15 protein-coding genes are annotated in these 17,625 nt (G+C 64.5%); 3 read left to right on the top strand and 12 right to left on the bottom strand.

All coding sequences use genetic code 11. The annotated features are described in order from the left end of the window. Positions 1-16: 16 nt before the first annotated feature. The 8 genes from CJ010_RS09575 to CJ010_RS09540 all read right to left on the bottom strand — a co-directional run bounded on the left by CJ010_RS09575 (position 17) and on the right by CJ010_RS09540 (position 8,691). Entirely contained in the window at positions 17-2,848 is a 2,832-nt protein-coding gene (locus CJ010_RS09575) for a 2-oxoglutarate dehydrogenase E1 component (protein WP_141017824.1), read from the bottom strand. Between the two features lie 160 nt (positions 2,849-3,008). Next, positions 3,009-4,304: a citrate synthase gene (gene gltA / locus CJ010_RS09570; protein ID WP_141017823.1), complete on the bottom strand. Its 1,296-nt coding sequence runs from the start codon at positions 4,302-4,304 to the stop codon at positions 3,009-3,011. 63 nt (positions 4,305-4,367) lie between these two features. After that, complete coding sequence (locus CJ010_RS09565) at positions 4,368-4,604, bottom strand: succinate dehydrogenase assembly factor 2 (RefSeq protein WP_141017822.1); 237 nt, start codon at positions 4,602-4,604, stop codon at positions 4,368-4,370. 4 nt (positions 4,605-4,608) lie between these two features. Beyond that, positions 4,609-5,319, bottom strand: coding sequence for a succinate dehydrogenase iron-sulfur subunit (locus tag CJ010_RS09560; protein WP_141017821.1), 711 nt, complete (start codon positions 5,317-5,319; stop codon positions 4,609-4,611). A gap of 19 nt (positions 5,320-5,338) precedes the next feature. After that, a complete protein-coding gene (gene sdhA / locus CJ010_RS09555; RefSeq protein ID WP_141017820.1) occupies positions 5,339-7,132 on the bottom strand; it encodes a succinate dehydrogenase flavoprotein subunit in 1,794 nt (597 codons plus the stop codon). Between the two features lie 2 nt (positions 7,133-7,134). Then, positions 7,135-7,482 (bottom strand): succinate dehydrogenase, hydrophobic membrane anchor protein, encoded by a 348-nt coding sequence (gene sdhD / locus CJ010_RS09550; protein ID WP_141017819.1) that lies wholly within the window; start codon positions 7,480-7,482, stop codon positions 7,135-7,137. Next, on the bottom strand, positions 7,476-7,865 hold the full coding sequence (sdhC, locus tag CJ010_RS09545) for a succinate dehydrogenase, cytochrome b556 subunit (RefSeq protein ID WP_141017818.1): 390 nt from the start codon (positions 7,863-7,865) through the stop codon (positions 7,476-7,478). Before sdhC ends, sdhD begins: the two co-directional genes overlap by 7 nt. A gap of 97 nt (positions 7,866-7,962) precedes the next feature. After that, on the bottom strand, positions 7,963-8,691 hold the full coding sequence (locus tag CJ010_RS09540) for a GntR family transcriptional regulator (protein WP_141017817.1): 729 nt from the start codon (positions 8,689-8,691) through the stop codon (positions 7,963-7,965). A 222-nt stretch (positions 8,692-8,913) separates the two neighbouring features. Between CJ010_RS09540 and CJ010_RS09535 the strand changes: the two genes are divergently transcribed. Together CJ010_RS09535 and CJ010_RS09530 are read left to right on the top strand one after the other, a co-directional pair. After that, complete coding sequence (locus CJ010_RS09535; RefSeq protein WP_141017816.1) at positions 8,914-9,906, top strand: malate dehydrogenase; 993 nt, start codon at positions 8,914-8,916, stop codon at positions 9,904-9,906. 108 nt (positions 9,907-10,014) lie between these two features. Next, positions 10,015-11,010, top strand: coding sequence for a CoA ester lyase (locus CJ010_RS09530; RefSeq protein ID WP_141017815.1), 996 nt, complete (start codon positions 10,015-10,017; stop codon positions 11,008-11,010). A 14-nt stretch (positions 11,011-11,024) separates the two neighbouring features. Here CJ010_RS09530 and CJ010_RS09525 read toward each other — a convergent pair whose 3' ends face one another. The 3 genes from CJ010_RS09525 to CJ010_RS09515 form a co-directional block, all read right to left on the bottom strand. After that, positions 11,025-11,714 (bottom strand): hypothetical protein, encoded by a 690-nt coding sequence (locus tag CJ010_RS09525; protein WP_141017814.1) that lies wholly within the window; start codon positions 11,712-11,714, stop codon positions 11,025-11,027. 42 nt (positions 11,715-11,756) lie between these two features. Beyond that, positions 11,757-14,267, bottom strand: coding sequence for an EAL domain-containing protein (locus CJ010_RS09520; protein WP_141017813.1), 2,511 nt, complete (start codon positions 14,265-14,267; stop codon positions 11,757-11,759). Positions 14,268-14,387: 120 nt separating this feature from the next. Next, complete coding sequence (locus CJ010_RS09515) at positions 14,388-15,281, bottom strand: LysR substrate-binding domain-containing protein (protein ID WP_141017812.1); 894 nt, start codon at positions 15,279-15,281, stop codon at positions 14,388-14,390. Between the two features lie 226 nt (positions 15,282-15,507). Here CJ010_RS09515 and CJ010_RS09510 point away from each other — a divergent pair, with 226 nt between their 5' ends. Further along, the gene (locus CJ010_RS09510) at positions 15,508-16,683 is read left to right on the top strand and encodes an MFS transporter (protein WP_141020639.1); all 1,176 of its coding nucleotides are present in this window, start codon (positions 15,508-15,510) and stop codon (positions 16,681-16,683) included. Here the strand turns inward: CJ010_RS09510 and CJ010_RS09505 are convergent. Next, positions 16,646-17,584, bottom strand: coding sequence for an AEC family transporter (locus tag CJ010_RS09505; protein WP_141017811.1), 939 nt, complete (start codon positions 17,582-17,584; stop codon positions 16,646-16,648). The two genes, CJ010_RS09510 and CJ010_RS09505, sit on opposite strands and share 38 nt — an antisense overlap. Positions 17,585-17,625: the final 41 nt, after the last annotated feature.

Raw genomic sequence — 17,625 nt, 5'->3', positions numbered from 1 at the left:
GCCCGGCGGCAGTCACTCAGTCCTGGATCGGACCAAAGGCGTTCTCGATGACCGCCTTCTGCTGTGCATTGTGCTTGGCGTAGTAGCCGACCGCGGGCGACGCGGCGGCCGGACGGCTGACCAGCAGCAGCTTGTGCTTGGGACCGAGCACGTTCACCAGATGCTGACGCGAGGCCAGCCAGTACCAGGCCCCCTGGTTGCGCGGCTCTTCCTGGCACCACACCACTTCCTTGGCATTCGGGAACTGCGCGATCGCGGCGGCGAAGGCTTCGGCGGGGAAGGGATAGAGCTGCTCGATGCGGACCAGCGCGGTGTCCTTGATCTTGTTCTCGCGGCGGTGGGCCAGGAGTTCGTAGTAGATCTTGCCCTGGCACAGCACCACGCGCTTGACCTTCTTCGGATCGAGCTTCTCGACTTCCGGGATCACGGTCTGGAAGCGGCCGTTCGCCAGTTCGTCCATCGACGAGATCGCTTCCTTGTGACGCAGCAGCGACTTCGGCGTGATGATGATCAGCGGCTTGCGCACGCGACGCAGCATCTGGCGGCGCAGCAGGTGGAAGATCTGGCTCGGCGTGGTGGGCACGCAGATCTGCCAGTTGTTCTCCGCTGCGTTGTTCATGAAACGCTCGAGACGGGCGGAGGAGTGCTCCGGGCCCTGGCCTTCGTAGCCGTGCGGCAGCATGATGGTCAGGCCACACAGGCGACCCCACTTCGACTCGCCGGAGCTGATGAACTGGTCGAGCACGACCTGCGCGCCGTTCACGAAGTCGCCGAACTGGGCCTCCCAGACCACGAGCTCATTCGGCTCCGCAGTCGCGTAGCCGTACTCGAAACCAAGCACCGCTTCTTCCGACAGCACCGAGTCGAAGCACTGGAAGCCGGCCTGGCCGTCCTGGATGTGTTCGAGCGGCTTGTACGTCCCTTCGTCCCAACGCTCGCGCTTCTGGTCGTGCAGCACCGCATGGCGGTGGAAGAAGGTCCCACGGCCCACGTCCTCACCGGAAATGCGCACCGCGTAACCCTGCGCCAGCAGCGAAGCGTAGGCGAGGTTCTCGCCCATGCCCCAGTCGAGCGGCAGCTCGCCCCGGCCCATCGCAGCACGGTCTTCGATGATTTTCTTGACGCGCGAGTGCAGCGTGAAGGTCTCGGGGATGGCGGTCAGGCGCTCGGACAGGCGCTTGATCTCCTGCGTCGGGATCGCGGTGTCGCCCTCGTCGGTGTAAGGCTGGTTGAGGAAGGGGGTCCAATCGACCGAGTACTGACGGTTGTGGCCCGACAGCACCGGGTTGTAAAGCAACTCGCCCTTGTCGAGGTGTTCGCGGTATTCCTGGATCATGCGATCCGGCTCGTCGGCCTTCAGCGTGCCCTCGGCAACCAGACGGTCGGCGTAGAGCTTGCGCGTACCCGCATGCTGCTGGACCTTGCGGTACATCAGCGGTTGGGTGACCATCGGCTCGTCCTGCTCGTTGTGGCCGAGCTTGCGGTAGCAGACGATGTCGACCACCACATCCTTCTTGAATTGCTGACGGAATTCCACTGCCAGCGCGGTCACGAAGGCAACAGCTTCCGGATCGTCGCCATTGACGTGGAAGATCGGCGCTTCGACCATCTTGAAGATGTCGGTGCAGTACAGCGAGGAACGGTAGTCGCGCGGATCGGAGGTGGTGAAGCCGATCTGGTTGTTCACCACGATGTGCACCGTGCCGCCGGTGCCGTAACCGCGGGTCTGCGAGAAGTTCAGCATCTCCTGGTTGACGCCCTGCCCGGCAACCGCGGCGTCGCCGTGGATCAGCACCGGGATGACCTGGCTCTTCTCGGTATCCTTGCGGCGGACTTGGCGCGCATAGACCGAACCTTCTACCACCGGGTTGATGATCTCGAGGTGGGACGGGTTGAACGCCAGGGTCAGGTGGACCGGGCCGCCCGGGCTCATGACGTCGCTGGAGAAGCCAAGGTGATACTTGACGTCGCCGGCAGACAGGTCGGCCGCAGCCTTGCCCTCGAATTCGGAGAACAGCATCTTCGGCGACTTGCCGAGCGTATTCACCAGCACGTTCAGACGACCACGGTGGGCCATGCCGATGACGATCTCCTGGGCACCCAAGGTACCGCCGACGTGGATCAGTTCGTCCATCGCCACGATGGTCGATTCGCCACCTTCCAGCGAGAAGCGCTTCTGACCGACGTACTTGGTATGCAGGTAACGTTCGAGCGTCTCGGCCGCGGTGGTGCGTTCGAGCACGCGGCGCTTCTTCTCGGCGGTGAACTTCGGCGTGCCGCGCACGCTCTCCAGGCGGCTCTGAATCCAGCGCTTCTGCTGAATGTCGGAGATGTACATGTATTCCGAGCCGATCGAGCCGCAGTAGGTCTGGCGCACCGCTTCAAGGATCTCGCGCAGGCTGGCGTGCTCGGTCGAGAAGCCATGGAAGGAGCCGACGTTGAAGCTCTTCGACAGATCGGCTTCGGTGAAACCGTAGTAGGACGGCTCGAGTTCGGCGATCTGCGGGCGCTCGGTACGCTTGAGCGGATCGAGGTTGGCCCAGCGGTTGCCGAGGAAGCGGTAGGCGTTGATCAACTGCAGAGTCGCGACCTGCAGCTTGTCCTCGCCGCCTGCGGCGACCACGGTACGCACCGGACCACGCTTGGCCATCTGCTCGAAAGCAGCAATGACCGGACCATGGGCGACGTCGCGCACTGCGGCACCGGCCTGGCTTTGCAGGTTGTCGAAATAGGCCCGCCAGGCCTCCGGCACCGAAGCCGGATCAGCGAGGTAATTCTCGTAAAGTTCTTCGATGAACGGTGCATTGGCACCGAACAGATGGGACGTGTTCTGTAGTTGCTTCATCATGATGAAAGCCACCTGTGGTGTTCTGATTCCCTGCTTGCGGCAAAACGGCGGTTGGCGGATCCAGTGCTAGGCGTCGGATGGAAAAACGGGATGGCGACGCAAGGCCACCATCCCGCGACGGCTAGAGCCGGGATTGCCTCCCTCCCCTCTCCATCGTCTCTTACGGACGCTGCCCGATGGCCGGAACGTCGCGCCGTGCTGCGCCGGTGTACAGCTGGCGCGGACGGCCGATCTTGTATTCCGGATCGGTGATCATTTCTTCCCACTGGGTGATCCAGCCCACCGTGCGCGCGAGCGCAAAGATGCAGGTGAACATGGAGGTCGGGATGCCCAGTGCCTTCTGCACGATGCCCGAGTAGAAGTCGACGTTCGGGTAGAGCTTCTTCTCGACGAAGTACTCGTCTTCCAGCGCGATCTTCTCGAGTTCCTTGGCGAGCTTGAACAGGCGGTCGTTCTCAAGGCCGAGTTCACCCAGCACGTCGGCGCAGACCTTGCCCATCAGCTTGGCGCGCGGGTCGAAGTTCTTGTAGACGCGGTGACCGAAGCCCATCAGCTTGAAGCTGTCGTTCTTGTCCTTGGCACGCTTGATGTACTCGCCGACGCGGGAGACGTCGCCGATCTCTTCCAGCATGTTGAGGCAGGCTTCGTTCGCGCCGCCATGCGCCGGGCCCCACAGGCAGGCAATACCGGCCGAGATGCAGGCGAAGGGGTTGGCGCCGGAGGAGCCGGCCAGACGCACGGTGGAGGTGGAGGCGTTCTGCTCGTGGTCGGCGTGCAGCGTGAAGATCACGTCGAGCGCGCGCACCAGCACCGGGTTCGGCTTGTATTCCTCGCACGGCGTACCGAACATCATGTGCATGAAGTTCGACGTGTAGTCGAGGTCATTGCGCGGGTACATGAACGGCTGGCCGGTGTTGTACTTGTAGGCCATGGCGACGATGGTCGGCAGCTTCGCGATCAGGCGATTGATCGAGACGTTGCGGTGCTCCAGGTCGGAGAAATCCATCGCGTCGTGGTAGAACGCGGACAGCGCGCCGACCACGCCCACCATGATGGCCATCGGGTGGGCATCGCGGCGGAAACCGTTGTAGAAACGGGTCAGCTGGTCATGCACCATCGTGTGGTTCTTGATGGTGTTTTCGAAATCCAGCTTCTGCGTGGCGTTCGGCAGTTCGCCGTTCTTCAGCAGGTAGGCGACTTCGAGGAAGTTGCACTTCTCGGCGAGTTGCTCGATCGGGTAACCGCGATACAACAGTTCGCCCTTGTCGCCGTCGATGAAGGTGATCTTCGACTTGCAGCTGGCGGTGGAGAGGAAACCGGAATCGTAGGTGAAGAGACCGGTCTTGGCGCCCAGGGTACGGATGTCGATGACATCCTGGCCATGGGTGCCGGTCATCACCGGGAAATCGACGGTCTTGCCATCGACGGTTAGGGTTGCAATGCGTTCAGTGCTCATGGTCGTCCCTTTATGCTTGCCCGATTAAAGCTAACTCCCTCGTTCATGACCGGCTTGTCCGCGTCACTTCTGACGCAGTAAGCCAACCATCTCCTTCCAGCGGTCGACCGTGCATTCCGCGCTACCGTTGACCATCGCCCAGATGTCGTAGTCGTCGGCGCGCAGAAGATCGTCCAGATCCGCCAGCTGATCGTCGGTGAGACGATCAAAGTCGCGTTCGAGGAAACGCGCGAAGACCAGATCGAGCTCGAGCAGAGCCCGACGACACTGCCAGCGCACGCGCCCTCGATTGATAGTCATCGCCTTACACCGCCCTGCGGACCATCATGTCCTTGATCTTGCCGATGGCGCGCGTCGGGTTGAGACCCTTCGGGCAGACGTCGACGCAGTTCATGATGGTGTGGCAGCGGAACAGGCGGTACGGGTCTTCGAGGTTGTCGAGACGCTCGTTGGTCGCCTGGTCGCGGGTGTCGGCGAGGAAACGGTAGGCGGCAAGCAGGCCAGCCGGGCCGACGAACTTGTCCGGGTTCCACCAGAACGACGGGCAGGAGGTCGAGCAGCAGGCGCATAGGATGCACTCGTAGAGCCCGTTGAGTTCCTCGCGGTCCTCCGGGGTCTGCAGGCGCTCGCGCTCCGGCGCCGGGTCGTTATTGACCAGATAAGGCTTGATCGAGTGGTACTGCTTGAAGAACTGGGTCATGTCCACGATCAGATCGCGGATGACGGGTAGCCCCGGCAGCGGACGCAACGTGATCGGCTGCGCCAGGGAGTCCACATCGGTCAGGCAGGCCAAGCCGTTCTTGCCGTTGATGTTCATCGCGTCCGAGCCGCACACGCCTTCGCGGCAGGAGCGGCGGAAGGACAGGGTGTCGTCCTTGGTCTTGAGGCGGACGATGGCGTCGAGCAGCTTCTTGTCGGAAGCTTCGAGCTCGACCGAGATGTCCTGCATGTAGGGCTTCTCGTCCTTGTCCGGATCGTAGCGGTAGATCTTGAAGTGAACGGTACGCTTGCTCATTTGTGCTGTTCTCCCGCGCTCAGTAGGTACGCTTGGCGAGCGCGATGGGTTCGACATCGTCGGACATCGGCTTCAGGTTCACCGGCTTGTAGTCGAGGCGGTTGCCTTCACTGAACCACAGCGTGTGCTTGAGCCAGTTGGCATCATCACGACCATTCGGACGCTCCGGGGTATCGATGGCGTCGTCGCGGACGTGAGCGCCGCGCGATTCCTTGCGGGCCTCGGCGGAGATCATGGTGGCCTTGGCCACTTCGATCAGGTTGTCGAGTTCCAGCGCTTCGGTACGGGCGGTGTTCCAGACCTTGGACTTGTCGCCGATCTCGGTGGTCTTGGCCTGCTCGGCCACCTCGAGGATGCGGGTGACGCCTTCCTTGAGCAGGTCGTTGAAGCGGAACACACCGGCATGCTTCTGCATGGTGCGCTGCATGGCCAGGCGGACTTCGTGCACGTCGGTCCCGTTCTTCTGAGTTTCGAGACGGTTGATGCGTGCCAGCGAGGCATCGGCCGCATCGGCAGGCAGCGGCTTCAGCGTCAGGTTGCCGGACTGGTAGTCCGCCACCACGGTTTCACCGGCCGACTTGCCGAACACCAGCAGGTCAAGCAAGGAGTTGGTACCGAGGCGATTGGCGCCATGGACCGAGGCGCAGGCGCATTCGCCGGCGGCGTAGAAGCCGGACACCGGAGTGTTCGGGTTGCCGTCCTTCGGCACCACGACCTGACCCTTGTAGTTGGTCGGAATGCCGCCCATCTGATAGTGGCAGGTCGGCACGACCGGGATCGGCGCCTTGATCGGGTCCACACCGGCGAACTGGATCGAGATTTCACGAATGCCGGGCAGGCGCTTCATGATGGTCTCGGGCGACAGGTGGGTGATGTCGAGCAGCACGTGGTCCTTGTCGGGACCGCAACCGCGACCTTCGTTGATCTCGGTCACCATCGAACGCGACACGACGTCGCGCGAGGCGAGGTCCTTCAGGTTGGGCGCGTAGCGCTCCATGAAGCGCTCGCCCGAGGCGTTGCGCAGGATGCCGCCTTCGCCGCGCACGCCTTCGGTGATCAGCACGCCGGCGCCGGCCACGCCGGTCGGGTGGAACTGCCAGAATTCCATGTCTTCCAGCGGGATGCCGGCACGCGCGGCCATGCCCACGCCGTCGCCGGTGTTGATGAAGGCGTTGGTCGAACTGTAGTAGATGCGGCCCGCACCGCCGGTGGCGAAGATCGTCGCCTTGGCGTGGAAGATCGAGACTTCGCCGGTTTCCATTTCCAGCGCGGTGACGCCGAGGACATCGCCTTCGCTGTTGCGGATCAGGTCGAGCGCCATCCATTCGACGAAGAACTGGGTGTTGGCGCGCACGTTGCGCTGGTAGAGCGCGTGCAGCATGGCGTGGCCGGTACGGTCGGCTGCCGCACAGGAGCGCATCACCGGCGCCTGACCGTAGTTCATCGAATGGCCGCCGAACGGACGCTGGTAGATCTTGCCGTTGTCGGTACGGTCGAAAGGCATGCCGTAGTGTTCGAGTTCGACCACGACTTCGTTGGCCTTGCGGACCATGAATTCGATCGCATCCTGGTCGCCCAGCCAGTCCGACCCCTTGACGGTGTCATACATGTGCCAGTGCCAGTTATCTTCGGTCGAATTGCCGAGCGAAGCCGCCACGCCGCCCTGCGCCGCCACGGTATGGGAGCGAGTCGGGAAGACCTTGGTCAGCACGGCGGTCTTGAGGCCGGCTTCGGAGAGTTGCAGGGCCGCACGCAGGCCGGCACCACCGGCGCCGACGATGACCGCATCAAAGGTACGCTTTGCGACGTTCACGCTTACAGCCTCCACAGGATCTGGGCAGCCCAGCCGGCATAGCCGACGAGCAGAAAGAGGGTAATCAGGTGCAGGGACAGGCGCAGGCCGTCCGGCTTGACGTAGTCCATCCAGATGTCACGCACGCCGATCCAGGCGTGGTAGAACACCGAGAGGAAGAACAGGAAGGAGGCGAACTTCATCAGCCCGTTGGAGAACAGACCCGACCAGGCTTCGTAGGACAGCTCCGGCAGGGTCAGCGCACAGATCGCGAACACGACCGTGTAGAACGCCATGAACACCGCGGTCGCGCGCTGCGCGATCCAGTCCTTCAGCCCGTAGTGGGCGCCGACGATTTTGCGATTCACCACAGCTTCACCCCGATGATCACGGTGAGCGCGATGCTCACGACCAGAACGATGCGCGACGAGTTGCGCGCGGCCTGCAGTTCAGTCCCCTTGTGGAGATCGAGCGCGAGGAAGCGGATGCCGGCACAGAAGTGATGGAGGAACGCCCACAACAGGCCGATGAGGATCAACTTGACCAGCGGATGACCGACCACGGCTTCGAAGGTAGCGAAACTCTCGGGCGAACCCAGGCTACGATCCAGCAAATAGAGCAGGAAAGGCAGGAGCAGAAACAGCCCGGCCCCACTCACCCGATGAAGAATCGACACGATCCCTGGCAGCGGCAGCCGGATCTCGTTGATGGCCAAGTGCTTAGGCCTTTGTTTGCGTACTGTCACTTCTGACATGAAGACTCCCCTCAACATGTGCGACGGAGATCCGTCGCTGACTCCCAAAAGTTCATAATTATAGCGACCATCTCTCAAGTCGAAGCTGCCTGCATACTCAGTTCAACTCGTTGAGATAAAAGTGCTCGGCGGTCGAATAGAGCCCCCTGCGCCACTCGACCGGCTTGTCGCCATAGGTATATGTCACACGCTCGACAGACAGCAGCGGCGTCCCTTCCGCCACCTTGAGCGCCTCGCTGGTGGAACGATCGGCTGCGACCGCACGAATACGCTCCTGCGCACGGATCATGCGCAGACCGAAACGCGTCTCGAACAGGCTGTAGAGCGAACCGCTCCAGCCCTGCAGCATTTCGAAACTCAGCCCCGGGAAGACATCGCCGGGCAGATAGATCTCGTCTATCACCACCGGCTTCATCGCAAACCGGAGCAGACGACGAACAATGATGATGGGCGCACCCAGCTCGATGCCAAGCATGCGCGACGCCTCCTGACCTGCCTTGGCACGCCAGCAGTCGAGCGGAATGCTCTGCGGATGGGACAGATCCCCATCCATAGGCACCAACCTCAGGAAACGGAACAGCGCGCGCGGGTCGTTGTGCGAAGCGACGAAGGTGCCCTTGCCCTGCTTGCGGATCAGCAGGTTCTCGGCTGCCATTTCATCGATCGCCTTGCGCACCGTTCCCTGGGATACACTGAAGCGCGACGCGAGTTCCTGCTCACTCGGAATCGCCTGACCGGGACGCCACTCCCCCGCCTCAAGCGCCTGAAGAATCAAGGCCTTGATCTGACGGTAAAGCGGGCTGAATGTGGGGGATTCCTGAGCCATCCGCGTATTTGAGCATAAAAATTCTGTAGCGTCTATGGGCTGTCATATGTCTTATATAAGATAAAAGACATGATTTGACAGGCGCTCAGCTTGCTTCTACCATCTTCGCGCTCTCGTTCTATGGAACCGACCATCCCGCCCACCCACCGGCGTGCGGATGGTGCCGCCGCCGAGGCAGGAACACCTTTCACCCAGTCCGTCTTCTTTTGAGGGAGTATTCACATGAGCAAAGCCCCCGTGCGCGTTGCCGTGACCGGCGCAGCCGGCCAGATCGGTTACAGCCTGCTGTTCCGCATCGCCAGTGGCGAAATGCTGGGCAAGGACCAGCCCGTCATCCTGCAACTGCTCGACCTGCCCCAGGCCCAGAAGGCGGTCAAGGGCGTCATGATGGAACTGGAAGACTGCGCCTTCCCGCTGCTGGCCGGCATGATCGCCACCGACGACCCCAACGTCGCCTTCAAGGACGCCAAGGTTGCCCTGCTGGTCGGCGCCCGTCCGCGCGGCCCCGGCATGGAGCGCAAGGACCTGCTGACCGAAAACGCCAAGATCTTCACCGTGCAGGGCGCCGCCATCGGCCAGTATGCCGATCCGGACTGCAAGGTGCTGGTGGTGGGCAACCCCTGCAACACCAACGCCTACATCGCCAAGGAAGTGGCCCAGAAGTACGGTCGCGTCCCGGCCAAGAACTTCACCGGCATGCTGCGCCTGGACCACAACCGCGCGCTGTCGCAACTGGCTGCGAAGTCCGGCCGCGAAGTCTCCAGCCTCAAGAGCCTGGTCGTGTGGGGCAACCACTCGCCCACGATGTACGCCGACTACCGCTTCGTCACCTCCAACGGTGACGGCGTCAAGGGCCTGATCAACGACGAAGCCTGGAACAAGGACGTGTTCCTGCCGACCGTCGGCAAGCGCGGCGCCGCCATCATCGAAGCGCGCGGCCTGTCGTCCGCCGCCTCGGCCGCCAACGCTGCCATCGACCACATCCGCGACTGGGTGCTGGGTTCGAAGGGCGAATGGGTCACCATGGGCATCCCGTCCGATGGCTCCTACGGCATTCCTGAAGGCATCATCTACGGCTTCCCGGTCACCACCGAAAACGGCGAGTACAAGATCGTCCAGGGCCTGGAAATCGACGAGTTCTCGCGCGAGCGCATGACCCACACGCTCAACGAACTGCTCGAAGAGCGCGAAGGCGTGAAGGATCTGCTGGCCTAAGCTGCCGCCGGCATCACCGCGAAGGCGCACGGCTCCGGCCGTGCGCCTTTTTCGTTCACGACAGCGCTGCTATCCTTCGGCGCCATCGCCACCGCATAGAGACCGACGATGTCCCACGCTCCTCATCCCCGCGACGTGCTGTTCGCGGGCGAAAAGCCCTTCCCTGCCATGCCGGCCGTCGATCACTACGCGGGCTCGGAGAAACTGATGCAGAAGGCTCTCGCGCTGCAGAACGAACTCGGGCCGATATTCGACATTACCTGCGACTGCGAAGACGGCGCGCGCGCAGGCGCCGAGGCCGAGCATGCGCGCATGGTGGTCGGCGTGGTGAATTCCGCCGACAACCGGCATGGTCGCGTCGGCGCACGTATCCACGACGTCACCCACGGACATTGGCAGCAGGATCTGGACATTCTGGTTCGTGGCGCCGGCAAGCGGCTGGCCTTCATCACCCTCCCAAAGGTGCGCTCGGCGGCCGACACCCTTGCACAAATTGCCGAGTTGCGGCGCATCGAACGGGAATCCGGCCTGACGTCGGCCCTGCCGGTTCATGTGCTGATCGAAACCCACGGCGCACTGCGGGAAGTCTGGGAAATTGCCGCACTGGACGGCGTGGAGTCGCTCGATTTCGGCCTGATGGACTTCGTGTCCGGCCATCACGGCGCAATTCCTGGTTCAGCGATGAAGAGCCCGGGGCAATTCGAACATCCGCTCATCGTTCGCGCCAAGACGGAAATCTCGGCTGCGGCGCTGGCCAATGGCGTCGTACCCTCACACAACGTCACCACCGAACTCAAGGATCTCGACTACATCCGCAGCGACGCCGAACGCGCCCGCCGCGAGTTCGGTTACCTGCGCATGTGGAGCATCCACCCCAACCAGATCCGCCCCATCGTCGACGCGATGCGACCGGATTTCTCGGAGGTCGAGGACGCCGCCGCCATCCTGATTGCCGCGCAGGATGGCGCCTGGGGACCGATCCAGCACGAAGGCAAACTGCACGACAGGGCGTCGTACCGCTACTACTGGGAACTGCTTCAGCGCGCACGCAATACCGGCATGGAGCTGCCTGCCGAGGCCAGCCGGCGCTTCTTTGCCGGCTGATCCCCGGACCCCGATCAGGCGCCTTCCGGCTTCTGCCCGGAGGCTGGCGCCGTGGCCGGTTTCACGGCCTTGCGCCTGACAGCCTTCGGCCTCTGCGCTTCGGCGGACTCGACCACGGCCGCCTGGGCGGGCGCCGGAACCGCGGTCGCGACCGGCACACCGCCCGCCCGCTTTGCCGATCCGCCCTTACTCACCGCAGACGCCTTCGCAGCGGTCGTCGCCTTGCGTGGGCTGCGCTTGACCGGCGCCACGGCTTTCGTGGTCTCGACCTTCGGCTCGACCAGCGATAGCGGCCTCGCTTCCGCCGACTGCGCCGCCGGCTGGACATCGATCGCCTTCTCGTCGCCAGCCGGACGATAAGCGAGCGCACCGAACAGGCCCGCGGCCGGGACGGCGGCACGCAGCATTGCATGGACGGTATCACGCCCGGCATCGACGCCCTGCCACCCCATGCGGAAATCCGCCCGCGGCAGCCAGGGCAGGAAAAAGTCGATCGCCTCCGGCTGCTTCCTGCGCTCTTCCGCCAGGGCAGGCAACCAGGGCGTGGGGACCGCGGCAAGCGCATCGAACCAACGCTGCCATTGCTCACCCCACAGCCGCGACCAGGTCTGCCATGCGGACCAGGGCTGAGTCCAACTCTCCGTCCAGGCATCGGACAATTCTGCAAACGGATTGGACGGCGTACTCGGCGGCAAATGCTTCATCGGTAACCTCGCATCAGGAACGGAATCTGGCTTCGGAACAGGCTAACCGTTGGCGGCCTGTGCATGGACGTGGGGCCGGTAGGCCGCCAGCCATGCGGCAAACTCGGCCCCCGGCATCGGCCGCGCGAACAGATAGCCCTGGGCAAGGTCGCAGCCTTCGCGAACAAGGAATTCGGCCTGCCCGGCTTCTTCCACGCCTTCGGCCACAACGGCAAAACCCAGGCTACGGCACATGGCGATGACGGCACGGGTGATCGCCAGGTTGCCGGCGTCATTGGGCAGGTCGCGCACGAATTCGCGATCGATCTTCAAGGTCTGGATCGCCAGATTCTTGAGGTAGGCAAGCGAGGAATAGCCGGTGCCGAAGTCGTCGATTGCGACCGCCACCCCTTGCGCCCGCAAGGCAGCGACCGCACGTCGCGCGTTGTCTGCGCTGCGCAGCAACGAACCTTCGGTGATTTCCACCTCGAGGGCGGTCGCCGGCAGGCCGGAAACCTCCAGTGCGCGAGCCACCGCGTGCTCGAAGCCACCACGCTCGATCTGCGGCGCGGCCACGTTCACCGCGATACGCCCCGGTGCCAGTCCGGCATCGAGCCAGCCTCGTGCGGCCCGGCAGGCTTCCTCCAGCACCCAGATGCCGATCGGCACGATCAGCCCGGTCTCCTCGGCCAGCGGGATGAACTCGGCCGGCGACACCAGCCCCCGCTGCGGATCGCGCCAGCGCAGCAGTGCCTCGGCACCGGCCACCCTTCCGTTGCGCAGATCGATCTGCGGCTGGAACCAGAGCTCGAACCCGTCCTGCTCCAGCGCCTGACGCAGTCCGTGCTCGAGCGCGAGACGCCGGTGCGCCGCCTGCGCCATGTCCTCGTGGTGAAAGCTGAAGGTATTGCGGCCCAGCGCCTTGCTGCGGTACATCGCCGTGTCCGCCGCCTTGATCAGCGAGGTCGCGTCGTTGCCGTCACGCGGGAACAACGCGATGCCGATGCTGGCCGACACGCGGGCGCCATGGCCATCCAGATCGAGCGGTCGCGCGATCTCGTCGATGATGTGCTCGGCCACCTCGGATACGGCCTCGCCCAGCACGACGTCTTCCAGCACCACCGCAAACTCGTCGCCGCCGAAGCGCGACACCGAATCTTCCTTGCGCAGCACCGCACACAGACGCTCGGCGACGATCTGCAGCAGCCTGTCGCCGGCCGGATGCCCGAGACTGTCGTTGACGTTCTTGAAACCGTCGAGGTCGAGAAAGAGCACAGCCACCGAGGTGCCGGCGCGGCGTGCCCGCGAGATCGCGTGCTCCAGGCGGTCGTCGAGCAGCGCGCGGTTGGGCAAACCGGTCAGAGGATCGTAGTGCGCCAGCCGTTCGAGCTGCGTCTGGGCGTCCTTGATCTGGGAGATGTCCGAGAACACCGCCACGTAGTTGCTGACCTCGCCTTCCTCATTGCGCACCGTGCCGATGGTCAGCCACTGCGGATAGACCTCGCCGGTCTTGCGCCGATTCCAGATCTCGCCCTGCCACTGCCCCGTCCTGGCCAGCGTGCGCCACATCGCCCGGTAGTAGTCACGGCTGTGGCGGCCGGACTGCAGGACGCGGGTGTGGCAACCGACGACCTCGCTCTCGGCATAACCGGTGATGCGGCTGAAGGCCGGATTGACCGACAGGATGATGCCGTTGCGATCGGTGATGGAGATGCCTTCGATGGTGTTGTCGAACACCGTTGCGGCCTGTCGCAGGCGCTCCTCGACGACACGCCGGTCGGTGACGTCGCGCCCCACCACAACCAGACCGTCCCGCTCGCCGGCAGCGCCGAAGAGCGGGATGCGGGTGACGTCGAAGATCCGCCTCCGGCCTTCCGGATCCTCCACCACTTCGCTCGACTGGTAGGCGCCCCCCTGCCGCCAGACGGCTTCATCGTTCTCGGCGCAGGTCTGGTAGGTCTCGGCGTGCGCCGGGTCGAGTTTGGCGAGCTGATGGTCGGTCAGGCCGTACCAGGCCGTATCGCCCAAGCCGAACAGGGCCTGTGCCCTGCCGTTGGTGACCAGCCAGCGGCCGAGACCATCCTTGAAGAACACCGCATCGGGCAAGGCTTCGATCAGCGCACCGAGGCGCTGTTCGCTGTCGCGCACCCGGCCCTCGGCCCGCTTGCGGTCGGTGATGTCGAGGATGGTGCCGACCAGCCCGGCGACACGCCCCTGGGCATCGCGAAAGGTCGCCTTGTAGAACACCACGTCGCGCCGCTCGCCTCGAACGTTCTGCACCTGGGCTTCGTAAACCTGTTCGCCCGGCTGGTCGAACAGGACTTGATCCTGCGCGTGATAGCGGGCCGCGAGATCCTGCGGCGACAGATCGAACACCGACTTTCCGAGTATGCGATCGGCCTGGTAGCCGAGGAACTCCAGGAAAGCCGTGTTGCATCCCAGGTAGCGGCCGGTGGCGTCCTTGAAGAAAACCGGCGCCGGAATGGCATCGAGCACCGTTTGCAGGAAGACGCCGTCAGGGCGGAACGGGCCTTCCGCGTCGGACAGCGAGGCGTGGCCAGATGAAACGGGCATGTCGATGGCAGTCTTCCCTGGTCTGGGTCTGGCGTCGCTGAAGGGTCACGGGACCGCGAACGCATTGCCTGCATTCTACGCGGCGAGCGCCTATCGACAAAACCACCCCGGGGCCGAAGCTCACGAACGGCGGATATCGTCGAGCACTTCGAGGAAGCGGCTTACCGCGGGATTCCCTTTGCGTTCGGTACAGGCCACTGCCAGCGGAAAGTCCGCGCCCTCGTCCTTCACCGGCAGATAGCGCACGCGCGGAATCCGCACGCATTCGAGCGGACCAGGCAACAGCGCAACGCCGAGCCCTGCGGCGACCAGACCGATCTGCGTGGTGGCCTCGCGCGCGATCTGCACGATGCGGGGTTCGAAACCGGCAGCCCGACTCAGGCGCAGCAGGATGCCCGGCAGGCCGGTGCCGGCGTCGGCGGGAAAGCTGATGAATTCCTCACCCCGCAGATCACGGAACGCAACCGAATCCTGCGCGGCGAGCGGATGGGCAACGTTGACCACCAGCCGCAGGCCATCGCGACCGATCTCGCGGATGACGATGCCGGGAGGCGCCTCGGCAACGTCATGCCGCACCAGACCGACATCGAGGCGGCCCTGTTCCAGCGCCAGGAACTGGTCCGCGGAAAACATCTCCGTCACCTGCAGGCGCAGGCCGGGATGACGGCGGCGGAAGGCGCCGAGCACATCCGGCAGGATGGCCGTGTAGGGCAAGGACGACGTGATGCCCACGCGCAGTTCGCCGACCTCGCCGCGGGCTGTCCGGCGCGCCTCGTCCGCCGCAAGCACAGCCTGTTCGAGAATATTGCGGGCACGCGGCAGGAAGCGCTTGCCCGCCTCGGTCAGCTCGACCTTGCGCCGGCTGCGCTCGAACAGCACTGCGCCGATCTCGGTTTCAAGGTCACGTATCTGCATCGACAGGGGCGGCTGGCCGATGTGCAGACGCTCGGCAGCCCGCGTGAAGTTCAACGTTTCGGCCACGGTGACGAAGTAGCGCAGGTGACGCAGTTCCATATATACAAAACATATCAATAGACCATATCGAATATATTGGACTGATGACTGATCCGCAACCTAGGATCACATCCACGCTAGGCACCGCGCACTGGCCCCGAGGATTTCCCCGATGTCTCCCCCACCCGCCACCACTGCAGTTCCGCTCGCCAAGCCAGTGCTGCCGCCGGCCACGGCCGTACAACTGGAGGCTGGCACCGCCGCCTTCCGGCACGCCAATCTGGCGATGTTTCTCGGCGGATTCGCCACGTTCGCCATGCTGTACGGCACCCAGCCGATGCTGCCGTTGCTCGCCGCGGTATTCGGCGTCAGCCCGGCACACGCCAGCCTGTCCGTGTCGGCCGGCACGGCAGCACTGGCGTTGAGCCTGATTCCGGCCAGCGTGCTGTCCGACCGCTACGGCCGCGAGAAGGTGATGAAGGGCTCACTGGCGCTGGCGGCGCTGATCGCCCTGGCCAGCGCGGCGGTCAGCGACTTCAACCAGTTGCTGGTGTTGCGTGCCCTGCTCGGCATGGCACTCGCCGGCCTGCCGGCAGCGGCGATGGCCTATCTCGGCGAAGAGGTGGCGCCCAACGCCCAAGGGCGGGCGATGGGCATCTACATCGCCGGCAATGCCTTCGGTGGCATGAGCGGCCGCTTTCTCGCCGCGCTGCTGACGGAATGGGGCTCATGGCGGATCGCGCTGGTCATGCTCGGCGTGCTCGGCGGCATCGCCGCCGTGGTGTTCTGGCACGGGCTGCCCGCCTCCCGTCATTTCCGTCCGCGCCCGGCGACGCCGCTGCGCATCGCGCGCGACGCGGCCGACATCTTCCGCGACGCAGGCCTGCCCTGGCTGTTCCTGACCGCCTTCCTGATCATGGGCGCCTTCGTCGGCCTCTACAACTACCTCGGCTTCCGCCTGCACGACGCCCCCTTCCATCTCGGCCAGACGGCGATCGGCGCGGTGTTCCTGCTCTACTTGATCGGCACCTGGGCCTCGGCCTGGGTCGGCCGCCTTGCCGACCGCTTCGGTCGCCGCAACGTGCTTTGGATGATGGTATGCCTGATGGCCGGCGGCCTCGCGCTGACCGCCAGCGGGCAGCTCGCGGTCATCATCCTGGGGGTGGCGGTGTTCACCTTCGGTTTCTTCGCCAGCCACACTACCGCCAGCGGCTGGGTGGGACGACGCGCCCAGGAGCGCCGGGCGCTGGCGGCCGCGCTCTACCTGTGCAGCTACTACCTCGGCGGCAGCGTGATCGGCACGCTGGCCGGTTTCGCCTGGAGTTCGGCGCGCTGGGCAGGAGTCGCCCTGCTGCTCGGCCTCGGCACGGCGCTGACCTTCGCCATCGCCCTGCGCCTGCGCCGCCTGACGCCTGTTGCCGCAGTCAGCCCGTCGCCAGCGCCAGGATCAGGGGCGTCGTGAGCGCGGACAGCAGGGTCGATAGCACCAGGCTGCCCGCTACCGCGCCTTCCACCACATTGAACTGCCTGGCCATCAGGTAGACATTCACGCCGACGGCGGTCGATGCAAGCAGGACCACCACCTGGGTTTCCAGCGGCGGCAGACCCAGTGCGCGTGCGATGCCCCATACGATCAGCGGCTGCACCAGCAGCTTGATGGCCGAGATTGCCGCCGCCATGCCGATGCCGTCACGCACGCGGTAGTGCGCCAGGCCCATGCCGAGCGCCATCAGCGCAAGCGGTGCGGCGGTTTCAGCCACCATGCCCAGCGTGGTATCGATGAAGTCCGGCAAAGCGAGGCCAACGAAACCGAAGGCCGTTCCCGACAGGATGGCTGCGATCAGCGGGTTGGTGATCACGCCCCGTGCCGTCTTGGCAAAGCCCCCGGCGGAAAAGCGGCCGTGGCGCGCCCACTCCACCGAGGTGGTCACCAGCGTCCACAGGATGAGCGCATTGAACACCAGGACCAGCGCCACCGAAGGCACCGCTGCCTCGCCCAACGCAAGACGTGCGATCGGCAGACCGATCATGACGTTGTTGGAGAACACCCCGCCGAGCGCGAACACCGACTGGGCCACGCCGTCGAGTCCGAACAGGCGCCAGGCCACGATGCGCCCGATCACGAACACCACCAGGCAACTGCCGAAGAAGGCGATCAGCAGGCGCGCATCGACCGGCGGCAGGCGCGAGAAATCGCTCATCAGGCGGAACAGCATCGCCGGCAGCGCAGCCGCGAAGACGAAGCGCGATAGCGCATCGCCGATCGACCGCGGCCAGCCCGCCAGGCGGATCAAGGCATAGCCGACGAAGACAAGAAGGAACAGCGGCGCAGACAGCGCCATCTGCTGGGTGATCGCTTGCATAGGGGAAGGTGGGGGCAGACCATGAAGACCGGGGCTGCCCC

The organism is Azoarcus sp. DD4 (assembly GCF_006496635.1).
In the GTDB taxonomy this organism is placed as follows: Bacteria; Pseudomonadota; Gammaproteobacteria; order Burkholderiales; family Rhodocyclaceae; genus Azoarcus.
The sequence above is the reverse complement of the archived record's forward strand: the minus strand, read 5'-3'. Positions and strand labels throughout refer to the sequence as shown.

Excerpts from the sequence above, each read along its gene's own strand:
- CJ010_RS09565 (WP_141017822.1), bottom strand. The coding sequence starts at position 4,604 with ATGACTATCAATCGAGGGCGCGTGCGCTGGCAGTGTCGTCGGGCTCTG.
- CJ010_RS09560 (WP_141017821.1), bottom strand. The coding sequence starts at position 5,319 with ATGAGCAAGCGTACCGTTCACTTCAAGATCTACCGCTACGATCCGGAC.
- CJ010_RS09520 (WP_141017813.1), bottom strand. The coding sequence starts at position 14,267 with ATGCCCGTTTCATCTGGCCACGCCTCGCTGTCCGACGCGGAAGGCCCG.
- CJ010_RS09515 (WP_141017812.1), bottom strand. The coding sequence starts at position 15,281 with ATGGAACTGCGTCACCTGCGCTACTTCGTCACCGTGGCCGAAACGTTG.
- CJ010_RS09525 (WP_141017814.1), bottom strand. The coding sequence starts at position 11,714 with ATGAAGCATTTGCCGCCGAGTACGCCGTCCAATCCGTTTGCAGAATTG.
- CJ010_RS09535 (WP_141017816.1), top strand. The coding sequence starts at position 8,914 with ATGAGCAAAGCCCCCGTGCGCGTTGCCGTGACCGGCGCAGCCGGCCAG.
- CJ010_RS09530 (WP_141017815.1), top strand. The coding sequence starts at position 10,015 with ATGTCCCACGCTCCTCATCCCCGCGACGTGCTGTTCGCGGGCGAAAAG.
- CJ010_RS09510 (WP_141020639.1), top strand. The coding sequence starts at position 15,508 with ATGTTTCTCGGCGGATTCGCCACGTTCGCCATGCTGTACGGCACCCAG.
- CJ010_RS09505 (WP_141017811.1), bottom strand. The coding sequence starts at position 17,584 with ATGCAAGCGATCACCCAGCAGATGGCGCTGTCTGCGCCGCTGTTCCTT.
- gltA (WP_141017823.1), bottom strand. The coding sequence starts at position 4,304 with ATGAGCACTGAACGCATTGCAACCCTAACCGTCGATGGCAAGACCGTC.
- CJ010_RS09540 (WP_141017817.1), bottom strand. The coding sequence starts at position 8,691 with ATGGCTCAGGAATCCCCCACATTCAGCCCGCTTTACCGTCAGATCAAG.
- CJ010_RS09575 (WP_141017824.1), bottom strand. The coding sequence starts at position 2,848 with ATGATGAAGCAACTACAGAACACGTCCCATCTGTTCGGTGCCAATGCA.
- sdhC (WP_141017818.1), bottom strand. The coding sequence starts at position 7,865 with ATGTCAGAAGTGACAGTACGCAAACAAAGGCCTAAGCACTTGGCCATC.